Here is a 14833-nt window from a genome sequence, read left to right on the forward strand (position 1 = left end):
GCCGGATTACGGTCCTGGGCCGCGGTGGGAGCGGGCGACCGGGTTCCGGGAAGCGAGCGGGAGCGATGGGCTCACCGTTGTCACTGGGCGGACGGTGTTCTTCTCGCCGCAGCAGGGCGGGCCGCCGGTCTGTCCGTACTGCGCGGTGGTGTTCGGGGATGGGCACCGTGAGGCGTTCTCGCCGGCAATGGACGAATGGTGGAACACCGGCTGGGCCGCAGTGCCCTGTCCGGCCTGCGGACGGGTGGTGCCGCTGGCCGCATGGGAGTGGGCTGGAGACGGGCTCGCCTTCGCCTACCTGGGGTTCGACTTCCGGAACGGGCCGGCGCTGCTGCCGGAGTTCGTTGCGGAGCTGGGCCGGGTGCTCGGGCACCGGACACGGTTCGTTCGGGGAAGGATCCAAGGGCTGGTCGCGCGGGGATCGCACGGCGACCCCGGCGCCGACAGCGTGCTCTGGCTGGTGCCCCCGAACCCGCGGTCCGACGGCCCCGGCGAGCCCTACCTGGGCTTCACCCGGGCGGCCTGCGAAGCCGTCGCGGCGCCCGGTTCGGTGTCACGGGACGAGCCTCGAAACGTACCGGGCGACGATGATCCAGTAGGGGACGGCCGTGGTCCCGGGACATCCTCAAGCCCGCCGTCCTGGTCTGAGCCGGCCCCGGCCGGTCCGTTCCCCCTTCTCCAGAAGGACTCCACCGTGCTCGTCGCCCGCTCCCTCGCCCTGTTCGCCGTTGCCGCGCTCTTCGAGATCGGCGGCGCCTGGCTGGTCTGGCAGGGCATCCGCGAGCACAAGGGCTGGATCTGGATCGGTGCCGGCGTCATCGCGCTGGGCGTGTACGGGGTCGTTGCCACGTTCCAGTCCGACGGCAGCTTCGGGCGGATCCTGGCTGCCTACGGCGGGATCTTCGTCGCCGGCTCCATCGCCTGGGGCATGGTCGCCGACGGCTACCGCCCCGACCGCTACGACGTCGTCGGCGCGCTGGTCTGCCTCGCCGGGATGGCGGTCATCATGTACGCCCCGCGCGGGAACTGAACACCAGGGTCACGGCCGGGCCGCGCCTCATGGGCACTGCACCGCGGAATCACCGCGGCCCGGTGCGCGCGGCCGCCCACCGGGCCGTCCGTGCCCGGACACCGCCGGGCCGCTGGCCTCGCGCGCCCGCCGTACGCCCGCGTCCGCGCAGGCCAGTAGACTCGTCGGCTGTGGTGGATACTCAGTACGAAGACCTGTTGCGCCTGGTGATGACCTCCGGGACGGCCAAAGCCGACCGGACGGGCACCGGCACCCGAAGTGTCTTCGGACACCAATTGCGCTACGACCTCTCGCAGGGGTTCCCGCTGGTCACCACCAAGAAGGTGCACCTCAAGTCGATCGTGTACGAGCTGCTGTGGTTCCTGCGCGGCGAATCGAACGTCGACTGGCTGCACGAGCACGGCGTCACCATCTGGGACGAGTGGGCCGACGCGGACGGCGAGCTCGGCCCGGTCTACGGGGTGCAGTGGCGCTCCTGGCCGACCCCGGATGGCAGCCACATCGACCAGATCAGCGAGGTCCTCGCCACCCTGCGCAGCGACCCGGACTCCCGCCGGATGATCGTCTCCGCCTGGAACGTCGCCGAGCTGTCCAAGATGGCGCTGGCGCCCTGCCACGCCTTCTTCCAGTTCTACGTCGCCGACGGCAAGCTCTCCTGCCAGCTGTACCAGCGCAGCGCGGACCTGTTCCTCGGCGTCCCGTTCAACATCGCCAGCTATGCCCTCCTCACGCACATGGTCGCGCAGCAGGCGGGCCTCGAGCCGGGTGACTTCATCTGGACCGGGGGCGACTGCCACATCTACGACAACCACGTCGAACAGGTGACCGAGCAGCTCTCGCGCACCCCGTTCGAGTTCCCCGAGCTGCGGCTGCGCCGGGCGGACTCGCTCTTCGACTACGCCTACTCCGATGTGGAGATCCTCGACTACCGCCACCACCCGGCGATCAAGGCTCCGGTCGCCGTATGAGCGTCGTGGCGAACTCCGGGCCGGACTCCGAGCCGGGTGCCGGGCCGGACGTCCGGCCGGACTCAAGGCTTGACGTCGGGCTGATCTGGGCCCAGACCCTCGACGGCGTGATCGGCGCGGACAACGGGATTCCGTGGCGGCTGCCCGAGGATATGGCGCACTTCAAGGCGACCACCCTCGGGCACCCGGTGGTGATGGGGCGCAAGACGTGGGATTCCCTTCCCGTGCGGTTCCGCCCCCTGGCCGGCCGGCGCAACATCGTGGTGACGCGCGATCCGCGGTGGGCTGCCGAGGGCGCGGAGCGCGCCGGATCCATCGCCGAGGCGCTGGGACTCGCGGCGGCCGGGTCCCCGGACGCGGCCGCCCGCGCGACGGTGTGGGTGATCGGCGGGGGTGAGGTCTACCGTGCCGCCCTGGCCCACGCCACGATGCTCTCGGTGACCGAGGTCGACTCCGCGGTGAAGGGCGACACCTACGCCCCGGCACCGGACGCGACGTGGAGCCTCGAGGAGGACGCCGACTGGCAGACCTCGACCGCGGGCCTCCGCTACCGCATCCTCAGGTACACCCGGTAGGAGCGGGTGGCGGACCGCGCGTCAGCGCATCTTCAGCTCCTGGCCGGGCGCGAGGGCCGCGGAGATGCGTTCGGCGATGGTCTGGGCAGAGTTGCCCTCGGGGCTCTTGGGGCCCTGCGTCACGTTCACCGAGATCGCGAGCTTCTTCGCCGGCAAGTAGGCCTGGATGGCCGCGTATCCGGAGAACGACGGGTTCGTCAGGATCCAGTCGTTGACCACGATCACGCCCAGCCCGAAGTGGTGGGCCTCGGTGTTGGTCAGGAGGCAGGCACTGGCGGGGCAGGAGGCCGTCGCGTGACCGAGGCCGATGGTGCCCGGATCGAGCTGCGTCTTGAAGGACTTCGCTGACAGCAGCTCCCCGGTCCCGATGGCACGAGCGGACCGGTCCAGATCGCAGATGTTCTGTACGAGGACGGCGCCGGGAGCGGTGGTCCACGAGGGGTTCCAGAAGGTGGACTCCTCGTAGGTGCCGCGCTCGGAGGTGAAGGCGTGCACCACGGGGTCGGGGATCTGAGGTGTGAACTGGTTGCTGGTCTCGCTCAGCCCGAGCGGTTCGAACACGCGCTCCGCGAGCAGCCGGTCCAGCGGGAGTCCGCTGATCTTCTCCAGGGCGGCGCCGAGGATCGCGAAGTTGGCGTGCGAATAGCTCCAGTTGGTCCCCGGCTCGTACAGGAGCGGCTTGGCCGTCGCGATGCCGATGACTTGCTCCGGCGTCCACTTGCGAAACGGCGCGGCCTCGAGCGCGGCGACGAAGGCGGGGTCCGTGACGTAGTCGTGCAGGCCCGACGTGGAGCTGCCGAGCATCCGCAGGGTGATCTCGGAGCCGTGCGGCACGTCCGGCAGCCAGCGGGACACGGGATCGTCGAGCGAGGCCTTGCCCTGGTCGACGAGCTGGAGCAGGACGGCGCCCATGTAGACGATGGCCACGGAGCCCGTGCGGAAGTGCATCGACGGTTCGGCCGGGACCCCCGTCATCGATTCCCCGAGAGCCGTGGTGAGCACGTCCCGGCCGTCGGAGGAGACCCGCAGGATCACCGAGTTCAGGCCGAACTCCTTCTGGGCCTGCTGGGCGATGGCCAGGACCTCACGTGCCTCGCCCTGCGCGGGGCCGGGCGAGTTGACGCAGGTTCCCGGGGCTGCGGCGGCCGGCTCCGCGCCCGCCGCCGTCCCGGCGGGAAGGGCCGCGCCCATCAGGCCGACGATGCACACCAAGACGGTACGGGTACGTCTCATTCCCCCAGTATGGGCAGGCCGGGTGCGCGGCGCACTTGGTGGGCGATCCGCAGGTCGGGGCCCCTGCCGTCGGCCCGTGCGGTCAGTGGCCGCGCGGTCAGTGGCCGTGCGGTCGTGGCCGTGCGGTCGTGGCTGTGCGGTCAGTGGCCGTCCGGTCAGGTGCGGGCCCGGAGGTCGAACCAGAACGCGTCCTCGGGCAGGCCTTCGTGGACCTGGGCCCGCAGCGCCCTGGGAATACCGAAGGCCTCGGCTTCACCGCGGTAGACGGCGACCAGCGTCCCCGGTCCCCGCCACCAGGTGTCGGCGAGGCCCGCCACCGACGCCACCGGCTCCAGGCCGCCGAGATCGAGGCCCTCCACGGCGTCCCCCGACAGCGTGGTGGTCCGGCGCGCCCACTGCCGGGCGTGGTGTGCGAGGGCCACGGACTCGACCCACCCCTCGACACCGGCGTGCAGGGGGACCCACCGGGCGCCGCGGATCCCGAACTCACCGTGCGGGCCGATCAGGAAGCTGAACGGGACGGAGGAACGCTGGTCCCCGGCCCAGAACCACCAGCCCGTCCCGGGCGACCCCTCGGGGGTGTCCGCGCCGAACACCAGGGGCCCGCCTTCGTACCAGGGCGCCGGAGGCAGGACGAGACCGCCCCAGCGGGCCTCGAACTCCGCCACCCGGTCGATGACTTCGGCCGGAACCCCGAGGTCCAGCCACTTCGCCCGGTACGGCTCCACCTGCCGGCGTTCCACCCGGACGCCGTGCCCGCTCAGGAAGCCGGCGGCCAGCTCGCTCAGCCCTTGCGACATGCCATCGGTCCCGTAGCCCATTCCGCCAGCCTAATCCGTGGTCCCGACAGGCCGTCAGGCCCCTGGTTTCGGTGCGCCGCGAGACAGGGTCGAGGTGCTCTCCTGGTGGTCGGAAATCGTTGCGAGACACGCCATGTCCGAGAACCTGCGCGAGGAGGTCGCCGCCTCGGGCGTGCGCGTGGTCACCATCGCCCCGGCGCCGTGGAGACCGAGCGCCTCTCCCACACCAGCGACGAGCGGATCAAGACCGACCACGGGGCCTGGAAGGAGTCCGCCGGCCGGGCCCCGTGGTCGGTCTTGATCCGCTCGTCGCTGGTGTGGGAGAGGCGCTCGGTCTCCACGGCGCCGTCAGATGTGTCTAGGGGCCGGCTACTCGTCCGGCCGCCCGCGCCGGCGCCGCCGGCCCCCTGCGCGGGGTTCGGCGCGGCCGGCGGAACCGCCCCGCCGGCGCCGCCCTGGCCGCCGGGGTCCCCGCCCGGCGGCGGGGCCGACGCGCCCGGCGTCACCTCGCCCGGGGTGCCGGAGGGGGACGCGCCGGGGCTCTGGCTCCCGCTGCCGGACACCGGGGCGGACACGGAGGCGGACGGCTCCCGTCCCGCCGTCGGCGCGTCGGACTGCCGGCCGCGGGGATCGATGTAGAGGACGGTGACGGCCACCGTCACCGTGAGCGTCACGGTGACCGCGAGCGGTACGGCGATGCCCGCCGGGACGCTCAGCCACTTCAGCCACTTCAGCCGGTTCCGCCTCGACCCGTCGGCCGCCGTCGGCGTCACCGCCACCGCGGGCAGGGCCGCACCGTCCGGCCGGGGCACGGTCGGCCCGGCCGGCGCGTCGAGCTCGCCGAGCGGCCGGCCGGCCGCCGCACGCCGCGCCGCCGCGGCCATCACCGAGGCGTCGGCGTACCGCTCCTGCGGCTGCTTGGCCAGCGCCCTGGCGACGAAGGCGCGCACCGGCGCCGGGAACTCCTCGGGAAGGGCCGGCACCGGCTCGCGGATGTGCTTGAGCGCGATCTCGATGACCGACTCACCGGTGAACGGCGGCTCGCCGGTCAGCAGTTCGTAGCAGACCACGCCCGTGGAGTAGAGATCGGACGCCGCGACGGCGCCGAGCCCCTCCGCCTGCTCGGGCGCCATGTAGAGCGCTGTGCCGAGCACCGCGTGCGAGTCGGTGATCCCGATGCTGGCCGCACTGGAACGGGCGATGCCGAAGTCCGTGACCGTGACCCGGCCGTCGTCACCGAGCATCAGGTTCGACGGCTTGATGTCCCGGTGCGTCACGCCCTGCAGGTGGGCGGCGTGCAGCGCGTCCAGGGCCTGCCCGGCGATGTCCAGCACCTGCTCGGCGGGGAGCGGCCCGCTCTGCGCGCGGACCTCGTTGAGCGGCCGGCCCTCGACGAGCTCCATCACGATGTACGCGACCATCTCGCCGGACTCGATCCGGCTCTCGCCGTAGTCGTGGACGTCGACGATCCCGGGGTGGCTGAGCGAGGCGAGGACCATGGCCTCCCGGCGGAACCTCGCCGCGAACCCGATGTCGTCGAGCAGCGCCGGAAGCAGCACCTTCACCGCGACCTGCCGTCTGAGCACGCCGTCGTCGGCCCGCCAGACCTCGCCCATGCCGCCCCCGCCGATCCGCTCGGCCAGCGTGTAACGGTCCCCTAGTACCGTCCCCCGTCCCCACATGTGCGCCCCTTGCCGTCCCTGCTTGTTGGTGGTCAGCCAAAGTCGGTCGGGACGAGGGTACTTGGTGCCTGCACGGTCACCGGGTGGGCCCTGTCACACAGGCTGCCGCGCAGCCCGCCGCGCACGCCGGTGGCCGGCTGCCGCCGCCGCGACACCGCGCGGCCTCCTTACCGTTCCTTCCCGGCCACGCGCAAGCCTTCTGCAAGAAACTTCCGGACCGCCCACTAGACTGGCGGGTTGTTTGGTGCTGGACCGGAACAACCTGGGCAGACCCGGGCTCCGCCCGGCGACCCGGGACGTTTCCGGGACCGAGACGCGAGGGCCGATGGCAGCCACACCAGAGCACGGTGAACTCACTCTGCTCGACGACGGGACCGTGCCCGACGACGGGACCGTGCTCGAAGCGGCGGAGGGGTTCGAGGAGGCCGGCAAGTCCGCCCGGTTCTCCGCCGGGCCCGCCGCCCCGACGCGCACCCTCGTCGACATCTTCGAGGCCTCCGTACGGGCGTACCCCGACGACCTCGCCCTGGACGACGGCACCGAACAGCTGACCTACCGCGCGCTGGCCGCCGAGGTCGAGCGCCGCAAGCGCGCCCTCGCGGCCGCCGGAGTGGGGCTCGGCGACCGCGTCGGCGTCCGCGTGCCGTCCGGGACCAACGAGCTGTACGCGGGGATCCTCGCCGTCCTCGCCGCGGGCGCCGCCTACGTGCCCGTGGACGCCGAGGACCCGGACGAGCGGGCCGAGCTCGTCTTCGCCGAGGCCGGGGTGCGGGCGGTGCTGGGCGCGGGACAGCGCATCGCGGCCACCGGCCTCGCGGACGCCCCGAGATCCGCCGCGCGGCCCGGTCCCGGGCACGACGCGTGGATCATCTTCACCTCCGGCTCCACCGGCAAGCCCAAGGGCGTCGCCGTCAGCCACCGCAGCGCCGCCGCCTTCGTGGACGCCGAAGCCGCGCTGTTCCTCAGCGAGGAGCCGATCGGACCCGGGGACCGGGTCATGGCCGGACTGTCCGTCGCCTTCGACGCCTCCTGCGAGGAGATGTGGCTGGCCTGGCGCTACGGCGCCTGCCTCGTGCCCGTCCCGCGCTCCCAGGTGCGCAGCGGCGCCGACCTCGGCCCCTGGCTGGCGGAACAGGAGATCACCGTCGTCTCCACCGTGCCGACCCTGGCCGCGCTCTGGGAGCCCGAGACCCTCAACGAGGTCCGCCTGCTGATCTTCGGCGGCGAGGCCTGCCCGCCCGAGCTGACCCAGCGCCTGGTCACGGAGGGCCGCGAGGTCTGGAACACCTACGGACCCACCGAGGCCACCGTCGTCGCCTGCGCCGCCCTGCTGACCGGTGAGGAGCCGATCCGCATCGGGCTCCCGCTGAACGGCTGGGAGCTGGCCGTCGTCGACGAGTCCGGCGAGCCGGTGCCCATGGGCGGCAGCGGCCAGCTCGTGATCGGCGGCGTCGGCCTGGCCCGCTACCTGGACCCCGACAAGGACGCCGAGAAGTACGCCCCCCTGGAATCCCTCGGCTGGCAGCGCGCCTACCGCAGCGGCGACCTCGTCCGGGCCGAACCGGAGGGCCTGGTCTTCCTCGGCCGGGGCGACGAGCAGATCAAGCTCGGCGGCCGGCGGATCGAACTGGGCGAGGTCGACGCCGCGCTCCAGGCCCTGCCCGGCGTCGCCGGCGCGGCCGCCGCCGTCCGCACCGCGCGCAGCGGCAACCAGCTGCTCGTCGGCTACCTCGTCACCCAGGAGGGCTGGGACCACGCGGCGGCCGTGACCCGGCTGCGCGCCGAGCTGCCCGCGGCCCTCGTCCCGCTGCTCGCACCCGTGGACGAGCTGCCGACCCGCACCTCCGGGAAGGTGGACCGCAACGCACTGCCCTGGCCGCTGCCCGAACTGGAGACCACCGGCCCCGCCGAACAGCTGTACGGCACCGAGGCCTGGCTCGCCGAGCAGTGGAGCGAGACCCTCGGCGTGGCCGTCACCGCCGCCGCCGACGACTTCTTCGCCATCGGCGGCAGCAGCCTCGCCGCCGCCCAGCTCACCACCCGGCTGCGCACCCGCTACCCCAGCGCCGCCGTACTCGACATCTACCAGCAGCCCACCCTGCGCAAGCTGGCCCGGCACCTGGAGAAGTCCGCGCAGGACGACGGCGCGACCCGGACCGTGGTGCCCGTGCCGACGCGCGCCAAGGTGGTGCAGTCGCTGCTGCTGCTCCCGCTGTTCACGCTGATCGGCCTGCGCTGGACGGTGGCCCTGCTCGCGCTGGGCAACGTACTGCACTGGTCCGGGGCCTACCCGTGGGCGCCGGCCGCCTCCTGGTGGCTCGTCGCCGCCGGGGCGGCGCTGCTCTTCAGCCCGCCGGGCCGCCTCGCGATCGCCGCCGGCGGCGCACGCCTGCTGCTGCGCGGGGTCAAGGCCGGGCGCCACCCGCGCGGCGGAAGCGTGCACCTGAGGCTGTGGACCGCCGAGCGGCTCGCCGAGTACTCCGGCGCGACCTCGCTCACCGGCTCCTGGCTGGAGCGCTACGCGAGGGCCCTGGGCGCCAAGATCGGCCCCGAGGTGGACCTGCACTCGCTGCCCCCGGTCACCGGCATGCTCAAACTGGGACGCGGCTGCGCCGTGGAGTCCGAGGTGGACCTCTCCGGGCACTGGCTGGACGGCGACCACCTCGAGATCGGCCCGGTCAAGGTCGGCGCGGGCGCCGTGGTCGGCACCCGCAGCATCCTCTTCCCCGGCGCACGGGTCGGCAAGCGGGCCGAGGTGGCCCCCGGCTCCGCCGTGGTCGGGCAGATCCCCACCGGCCAGCGCTGGGCCGGAGCCCCCGCCGGCAAGCTCGGCAAGGCCAAGCGGAACTGGCCGGGGGAGCGCCCGCCGCGGCCGCTGCGCTGGCGCGCCGCGTACGGAGCGGCCGGCGCCTGCCTCACCGGCCTGCCCGTGCTCGCGGTCGTGCCCGCCCTGCTCGTGGCGGACCGGTTCGTGCCCGCCGGTGCCGGGCTCGCCCAGGCCCTGCGCGGAGCCCTGCTCGCGGTGGTGCCCGGGGCGCTCGCCTTCGGGTTCGCGTACGCCCTGCTCCTGCTGGTCTCGGTGCGCCTGCTCAGCCTCGGGCTGCGCACCGGAGTCCATCCGACGCACAGCCGGATCGGCTGGCAGGCCTGGACGGCCACCCAGCTCATGGACCTGTCCCGGGAGACGCTCTTCCCCCTGTACGCCGGGCTGATCACACCGGTGTGGCTCCGGCTGCTCGGCATGAAGATCGGCCGGGGTGCGGAGGTGTCCACCGTGCTCGCGCTGCCGAGCCTCACCACCGTGGGCGAAGGCGCGTTCCTGGCCGACGACACCCTGACCGCCCCCTACGAACTGGGCGGCGGCTGGATGCGCATCGGACACTCCGAGATCGGCCGCCGGGCCTTCCTCGGCAATTCGGGAATGACCGCGCCGGGCCGCAACGTCCCGGACGACGGGCTGGTCGGCGTCCTGTCGGCCACGCCGAAGAAGGCCAAGAAGGGCAGCTCGTACCTGGGCCTGCCGCCGGTGCGGCTGCCCCGCTCCGCCGCGGACGCCGACCAGAGCCGGACGTACGACCCTCCCGCGCACCTGCTGTGGGCGCGCGGCCTGGTCGAGCTGTGCCGCCTCGTCCCCGTCTTCTGCTCGGCCGCGCTGGCCGTCCTGACCGTGGCGGCGTTCTGCGCGCTCGCCGCCCCCGAAGCGCTGGGCCCCTGGGGGACCGCGCTGCTCTCCGGAGCGGTCCTGCTCGCCGCGGGCCTGGCCGCGTGCACGGTCTCCGTGGCCGCGAAGTGGCTGCTGGTCGGCCGCCACCGGACGGGGGAGCACCCGCTGTGGAGCGGGTTCGTCTGGCGCAACGAACTGGCCGACACCTTCGTCGAGGTCCTGGCCGTTCCGTGGCTGGCCGGATCCGTACCCGGCACGCCGCTGCTGTCGCTCTGGCTGCGCGCCCTCGGGGCCCGGATCGGGCGGGGCGTGTGGTGCGAGAGCTACTGGCTGCCGGAGACGGACCTGGTGGTGCTCGGCGACGCGGTCAGCGTGAACCGGGGCTGTGTACTGCAGACACACCTCTTCCACGACCGGATCTTGAGGACGGATACTGTGGTCCTCGGCGAGGGTGCCACCCTGGGCCCCGGCGGGATCGTCCTGCCCGGGAGCACGGTCGGGGCACGCAGCACACTGGGTCCCGCCTCACTCGTGATGGCCGGGGAATCCGTCCCCGCCGACAGCCGCTGGCTGGGCAATCCGATCGAGGCGTGGCGGTCCTGAAGGGCGTCCGCGCCACTGGGGGCCGTCCGCGCCGCGGCGCCCGCGAGGGCGGCGTCGGCACGTCGTACCAACACGCACAGCGCAGGGAGCGGAAGCGGCAGTGAGCGGCCAGAAGACAGCGGCATCGGACCCGTACTTTCCGGCCAACGGCGACCACCGTTACCGCGTGCACCGGTACGAACTCGCTCTGGAATACCGCCCGGGCCCCAACCGGCTGGCCGGGACGGCCCGGCTCAGCGCCATCGCCGGGCGGGCCGCGCTCGCCGAGTTCGACCTGAACCTCGCCGAGTTCAAAGTGGGCCGGATCCTGGTGAACGGCCGGGCCCCGCACTACACCCACCGGAGCGGCAAGCTCCGCATCCGGCCGGCCAAGCCGCTGCCCGCCGGCGCCGCCTTCACCGTGGAGGTGCACTGGGCGGGCAACCCCAAGCCGGTGCGCAGCCCCTGGGGCGGCCTCGGCTGGGAGGAGCTGACCGACGGGGCGCTCGTGGCCAGCCAGCCGGTCGGCGCACCCTCCTGGTACCCCTGCAACGACCGGCCCGCCGACAAGGCCTCGTACCACCTCTCGATCAACACGCCGTCCGCCTACACGGTCGTGGCCGGCGGCCGCCTGCTCACCAGGACGACCGGGGCCAGCACGACCACCTGGGTCTACGAGCAGTCCGCGCCGACCTCCAGCTACCTGGTCGGGCTGTCCATCGGCATGTACCAGACGGTGCTCCTCGGGGACCCCGGGCTCGGCGGCGTGCCGCAGAGCGCCCACGTCCCGGCGCACCTGCTGTCGCGGTTCTCCCGCGACTTCGCCCGGCAGCCCGCCATGATGCGGCTGTTCGAGGAGCTGTTCGGGCCCTATCCCTTCGGGGAGTACGCCGTCGTCGTCGCCGACGAGGAGCTGGACGTCCCGGTGGAGGCCCAGGGCCTCTCCCTGTTCGGCGCCAACCACGTGGACGGAGCGCGCGGCTCGGAGCGCCTGGTCGCCCACGAGCTGGCGCACCAGTGGTTCGGCAACAGCGTGACCATCGCGGACTGGCGGCACATCTGGCTCAACGAGGGCTTCGCCAAGTACGCCGAATGGCTCTGGTCGGAGCGCTCCGGCGGCCGCGGCGCGCACGAGCTGGCCGCCGCGGCGCACCGGCTGCTCGCCTCGCAGCCGCAGGACCTGCGGCTGGCGGACCCGGGCCGCAAGCTGATGTTCGACGACCGGCTGTACCAGCGCGGCGGCCTCGCCGTGCACGCGATCCGCTGCGCCCTGGGTGACGGAGCGTTCTTCCGGATGCTGCGCGACTGGGCCGCCGTGCACCGCCACGGAGTGGTGACCACCGCCGGCTTCACCGCCCACGCGGCCCGCTACGCGGCCGAGCCGCTGGACGACCTGTTCTCGGCGTGGCTGTACGAGAGCGCCCTCCCCCCGCTGCCCGCGTCGCCCGGCCGCCCGCCGGCGCCGGCGATGCCCGGATACCCGCCCACGAACGGCGGGTCCGCGGGCGGGGTCTGGCGCTAGTGCTGTGACCGGAAAGGTTCACCGGGTCGCGGCGCCCGGCACGGCACCTCGCCGCGTTGTCGGACCACCGAAGTACGTCCAGTACAAGCGGCGGCCCTCCGCCCGGGGGCCCCTCCCAGCGGTCCTTGGCGATCAGGCCTTCCTGGAGGCCGACGAGCGCGGTGGCGTGCGTCAGGTTGGGGAAGTAGCCGATGCGGACCTCGGAGGCCGAGAGCTTCTTGCCGCCGGCGGCGACCTCCTTGGCGGGAGCATCGTCCTTCTTCGCGTCGGAACCGTAACCGCAAGCGGTGAGCAGCAGGGGAAGCGCGGTGATGGCGGCGATGGTGCGCAGGGTGGTGAGCGGTCTGGCGGCAGACACGGAGGTGTCCTTTCACGGGATGTGGATCGGGGAAGTACGGAGAACGGGCTCGGCGAAGTCATCGGCATCCCCGACATCCGCTCCCGGCCGCGGGCGACGGGATCGCGGTCGCGGGTCGGGGTGCGGAGGGGCGGCGGACCTCAGGGGGCGGCCGGACCGTGCATCGCTCACCCGCGCCGGAAAGCGCGCGGGTGGTGAGGCGGGTCGAGGGGCGGCCGCCGGGCCGACGGTGAGCGGGGCGGCACAGCGGCGCCGGTGAAGCTCTGCGCCTGGGGCCGGCTTCTGGGGACGGCTTGCGACAGCCTCAGGCGGGCTGACAGATGGCGCTGGACGTACGGACCAGGTCGATGTGCCGGCGGGAGGTCAGGGATTGGTCCAGGCGTCCGGGGCGTGGGCCAGCTCGGACACGGCGGCCGGCAGGTCCGAGGACGCGACGTCGGCGAGCGACACGCCGTCGAGGATCTCGCGCACGTTGGCCCGCAGTGCGATCCACAGGGGGAGCAGGGCCTCGGCGGGACCGGTGTAGGACAGGTCCGGCGGGCGGACCCCGCGCACCGAGACGAGCGGTCCGTCCACGACGCGGATGACGTCCGCGATGCTGATGGACTGGGCGGGCTTGGCCAGCCGGTAGCCGCCGTTGCCGCCGCGCTGGCTCAGTACGAGACCGCCCCGGCGCATGTCGTTGAGGATGCCCTCGAGGAACTTGTGCGGGATGTCCTGCGCGTCGGCGATGGCTTCGGCCTTGACCGGGCCGTCGTCCTGCGACGCGGCAAGCTGCAGTGCGGCACGTACCGCGTAGTCCGCCCTGGCTGAAATCCGCATGGTGGCATTATCCCGCACCCGGAGTCGGCCCGCGTCCGGGCGCCCCGGGTCAGCGGAAGGTCGCGGCCATCGCCCGGTGGGAGCCGTTGATGTAGTGCTCGCCGATGGAGCGCAGTCGGTGTGCGGCGGGGTGGTGGGCCGTCAGGACGCGGGCGTTGCGCCAGAAGCGGTCCAGGCCGGGGGCGTCGGCGAGTTCCAGCACCCGCGCGGTGATGTGCAGGGCCGCCTTCGACGTCACGGTCTCGGCCGTGGCGACCAGCGCGGCGACGCCCGCGGGCTCCTCGTCGTCGAGCCGCGCACCCGTGTCCAGGGCCTGCGCCATCACCTCTGTGGCCCGGTCGACCATGGCGGTGGCCGTCTGGGCGGCAGAGGCGAGCTCCCCGTACGTCAGGAAGAGGTCCGGGTCCTCACCGGGCAGCCGGTACGCGCGCCCGCCCCTGCTGAGGTCGCGTGCTTCGGTGAGGGCGCCCTCGGCGATGCCGAGGCCGACGTGGCACAGGGCGAGCTGGAGCGCCGGCTCGGCGAGCGCGGTGAACGGGGCGGTCGACTCCTCGTCGTACGGCCGATGGTCCAGCACCTGCTCGGGCGTGACGGAGACCCGGTCGAGCACGACCTGCCCCGCGCCCGCGACGCGCTGCCCGAGGCGGTCGTGCGCGGGCTCGACGGTCACGCCCCGCGTACCGGGCGCGATGCGTACGACCAGGACGTCGCCGGTCGCGGCGCAGACGGCGTCCACCACCAGCTGGTCGGAAACGGCCGCGGCCGTGTCCACGAACCGGCGGCCGGTCAGCAGGTAGCCGGTGTTGCGGGGCCTCGGGGTGAGGCGCGGTCCGTCGGTGACGTCGTCGGGCGCGGGGGTGCGGATCGCGCCGGTCCACAGCCACTGCTCGCGCACCGACTCCTCTTCGAAGGCGGCCGGGTCCTGGTGGCTCCCGTAGAAGCGTCCGCTCCAGGCGTGGACGTAGTGGCGGGCGAGTACGTCGCCGATGGAGCTGTCCGCCGTGGCGATCTTCCGGATGACGGCGCATCCGGTGCGCCAGTCCGTCCCGCGGCCCGGCCCGGGCGGGGTGAGGGCTGCCAGCAGGCCGGCCTCGCGGATCCGGGCCAACTCGTCGGTCGGCGAATCGCCCGCCTGGTCACGGGCGATGGCGTCGGCGGCGAGGTCGTCCGCCACATCGCGCGCGGTCCGCAGGAGCGTGCGGCGCCGCTCGTCGGCGGGCCGGCGGCCGGCGGTGCTCGGTGTCGTCGGCACCGGCGTCACCGACAGGCCCGGGTGCGGGTGAGTGGCGCGGGGACCGGGCGGACGGCGGTGCCATGCGGGATGGCGGTGGTCATGTCGGATACTCCGGAACGTTGTCGGCGGGCGTCGGCGGGCGTCGGCGGGCGTCGGCCGGTGGTCACGGGTGAGGTGACGGGCACGGGCGGGGGTGCCGGTCGCATTCCCACCTTTCCCATCGGATTGATAGGGATACTCGCCCCAAGTGGCCCTCCGGGCAAGGGTGTGACCGCATGGTGGACGCTTCCGTCTTGGGATGAAAGATGACGGAGAGTCAAAAGGGTGTGCGACGACCCATTCAGGAGGGTTTGACCGCATTAT

Annotated in this window: 10 protein-coding genes and 1 pseudogene; 5 read left to right on the top strand and 6 right to left on the bottom strand. The window is 73.3% G+C overall.

What is annotated here, in order from left to right:
- Positions 1-694: 694 nt before the first annotated feature.
- The 3 genes from DRB96_RS36925 (at position 695) to DRB96_RS36935 (ending at position 2573) form a co-directional block, all read left to right on the top strand.
- Positions 695-1030: a YnfA family protein gene (locus DRB96_RS36925; RefSeq protein ID WP_112454204.1), complete on the top strand. Its 336-nt coding sequence runs from the start codon at positions 695-697 to the stop codon at positions 1028-1030.
- Between the two features lie 170 nt (positions 1031-1200).
- Positions 1201-1998: a thymidylate synthase gene (locus DRB96_RS36930; RefSeq protein ID WP_112452336.1), complete on the top strand. Its 798-nt coding sequence runs from the start codon at positions 1201-1203 to the stop codon at positions 1996-1998.
- Positions 1995-2573: a dihydrofolate reductase gene (locus DRB96_RS36935; protein ID WP_112452337.1), complete on the top strand. Its 579-nt coding sequence runs from the start codon at positions 1995-1997 to the stop codon at positions 2571-2573. The genes DRB96_RS36930 and DRB96_RS36935 overlap by 4 nt, the downstream gene beginning before the upstream one ends.
- A gap of 21 nt (positions 2574-2594) precedes the next feature.
- On the opposite strand, the gene DRB96_RS36940 is transcribed toward DRB96_RS36935, so the two are convergent.
- The 3 genes from DRB96_RS36940 to DRB96_RS46130 all read right to left on the bottom strand — a co-directional run bounded on the left by DRB96_RS36940 (position 2595) and on the right by DRB96_RS46130 (position 6288).
- Positions 2595-3806, bottom strand: a complete 1212-nt coding sequence (locus tag DRB96_RS36940; protein WP_239516482.1) for a serine hydrolase domain-containing protein — start codon at positions 3804-3806, stop codon at positions 2595-2597.
- A 155-nt stretch (positions 3807-3961) separates the two neighbouring features.
- Entirely contained in the window at positions 3962-4606 is a 645-nt protein-coding gene (locus tag DRB96_RS36945) for a hypothetical protein (RefSeq protein ID WP_239516483.1), read from the bottom strand.
- Positions 4607-4788: 182 nt separating this feature from the next.
- Positions 4789-6288 carry a serine/threonine-protein kinase gene (locus DRB96_RS46130; RefSeq protein ID WP_204357912.1) on the bottom strand — a complete coding sequence of 500 codons (1500 nt, stop codon included), beginning with the start codon at positions 6286-6288 and terminating at the stop codon, positions 4789-4791.
- A 325-nt stretch (positions 6289-6613) separates the two neighbouring features.
- Here DRB96_RS46130 and DRB96_RS36960 point away from each other — a divergent pair, with 325 nt between their 5' ends.
- Both DRB96_RS36960 and DRB96_RS36965 read left to right on the top strand, forming a co-directional pair.
- Positions 6614-10555: a Pls/PosA family non-ribosomal peptide synthetase gene (locus DRB96_RS36960; RefSeq protein WP_112452340.1), complete on the top strand. Its 3942-nt coding sequence runs from the start codon at positions 6614-6616 to the stop codon at positions 10553-10555.
- Positions 10556-10655: 100 nt separating this feature from the next.
- Entirely contained in the window at positions 10656-12056 is a 1401-nt protein-coding gene (locus DRB96_RS36965; protein ID WP_112452341.1) for a M1 family metallopeptidase, read from the top strand.
- A 121-nt stretch (positions 12057-12177) separates the two neighbouring features.
- Here DRB96_RS36965 and DRB96_RS45440 read toward each other — a convergent pair.
- The 3 genes and pseudogenes from DRB96_RS45440 to DRB96_RS36980 form a co-directional block, all read right to left on the bottom strand.
- Positions 12178-12414 (bottom strand): annotated as a pseudogene (locus tag DRB96_RS45440) (sulfate ABC transporter substrate-binding protein); the annotation flags it as partial.
- A 363-nt stretch (positions 12415-12777) separates the two neighbouring features.
- Positions 12778-13236, bottom strand: coding sequence for an Rrf2 family transcriptional regulator (locus tag DRB96_RS36975; protein ID WP_112452342.1), 459 nt, complete (start codon positions 13234-13236; stop codon positions 12778-12780).
- Positions 13237-13285: 49 nt separating this feature from the next.
- Positions 13286-14488 carry an acyl-CoA dehydrogenase gene (locus DRB96_RS36980; protein WP_112452343.1) on the bottom strand — a complete coding sequence of 401 codons (1203 nt, stop codon included), beginning with the start codon at positions 14486-14488 and terminating at the stop codon, positions 13286-13288.
- Positions 14489-14833: the final 345 nt, after the last annotated feature.

Origin of the sequence: Streptomyces sp. ICC1 (genome assembly GCF_003287935.1) — a bacterium.
Lineage (GTDB): Bacteria > Actinomycetota > Actinomycetes > Streptomycetales > Streptomycetaceae > Streptomyces > Streptomyces tritrimontium.